This window comes from Bartonella sp. AP88XZML (assembly GCF_042195565.1).
Lineage (GTDB): Bacteria > Pseudomonadota > Alphaproteobacteria > Rhizobiales > Rhizobiaceae > Bartonella.
Genome location: NZ_JBHIOQ010000049.1, coordinates 1 through 1,364, shown reverse-complemented (window position 1 = coordinate 1,364; position 1,364 = coordinate 1). Strand labels below are relative to the sequence as shown.

General features: G+C 45.6%; 2 protein-coding genes. Both read left to right on the top strand.

All coding sequences use genetic code 11. From position 1 onward, the window contains the following. The coding region (locus ACFIK2_RS06890) for a phage tail sheath family protein (RefSeq protein ID WP_375677065.1) at positions 1-709 on the top strand (709 nt) is incomplete at its 5' end. After that, complete coding sequence (locus ACFIK2_RS06885) at positions 706-1,224, top strand: phage major tail tube protein (RefSeq protein WP_015856800.1); 519 nt, start codon at positions 706-708, stop codon at positions 1,222-1,224. The genes ACFIK2_RS06890 and ACFIK2_RS06885, both read left to right, overlap by 4 nt. Positions 1,225-1,364: the final 140 nt, after the last annotated feature.

Genomic DNA, 1,364 nt, shown 5'->3' with positions numbered 1-1,364 from the left:
GGCAAATCGTGAGGGGGGTGTTAGTGTTAAACCCGCAAGTCCTTTTGCAGCAGCCATGTTTATCAAACGTGACAAGCAAAGGGGCGGTGTTTTTTGGTCTCCTTCCAACCAAGATGTGCATGGCATTTTAGGGACAGCACGCCCCATTAGCTATTTTGATGGGGAAATTGATCATGAGGCAAATCGCCTTAACCAAGCCGATATTGCGACCTTTATTCCAGCACGGCTTAGCCAAAATGGGCAGGGAGAAGTAGCTTCCAATGGGCGCATTTTATGGGGAAATCATACCACCTCCAGTGATCCGCTCTGGCGCTTTGTCAATGTGGTGCGCACCCGTGCAGCTTTGGAAAAAACCATCATCAATAATTTGCGCCCTTGGGCCAATGATGAGAATCTGACTGGTCAACATGTTATTGCCATTACCCGCTCTTTGACCAGCTTTCTTGATGATATGATTGCACGCGGTGCACTGCTTGGTGGGCGGGTTTGGTTTGATCGTGATTTAAATTCAAACAGCACTTTACAACTGGGGAAATTGCGGGTGGAATTTGATGCAGAAGAAGTGCCACCTTTAGAAGATTTAAGCTTTGGCAGCCGGCGCAATGGAGCTTACTTTAATCGGCTTGCTGAAGATATCCAAAAGAAAATGACATATGCCTTTGGTGATACGCTAGAGGGTTATCGCAAAGCAGCAAGGAGTGACATATGACTTTAAGAATTGTTCGCGGTTTTACCTTGATTGTTGATGATGATGTGAATCTCCATCTTGATCTTGAAACCCTCAAATTACCTACGTTGGAAGAAATCACTGAAACCTATCAACCAGGGGGCTCTGATATGCAAATTGATGTGAGCGGTCTTGGTGTGAAAGCTTTGAGTTTACAAATGAAAATCCGCAGCCATACCCCCGAAATTATCGGCATCTTTGGTGGTCCCCCTGGTCTTCGTCATAAATTCACTGGCAAAAAACATGTGATTTCTGAAGAAGATGGGCGTGAGCATGAACATTCCATTGATGTGACAGGGCGGTTGGTCAAAGTGGATAGCGAAGGCTTAACAGCTGGGAAAGCCACAGGCTATGATTGCGAGATCAAAAATGTTTGGGATTATACGGAATTTTGGGATGGTTCTGTTTTGCACCGCTTTTCTTTTAAACGGGGCGGCTGGCTTGTCCGCAACGGGCAAGAGATCGGTTCTCGCCGCCGCTCTATTCTCAATTTATAGGAATTGATCATGACAAGTTTACAAACCAGCATTGACGTGGAATTGCAGGTTCCGCTTCCTTATCAAGATAAAGGTGGCAAAGAATCTCTCTGCAAGAAACTGACCTTTTATCGCCCCACTTTTAAGCATGCCAAGCAATT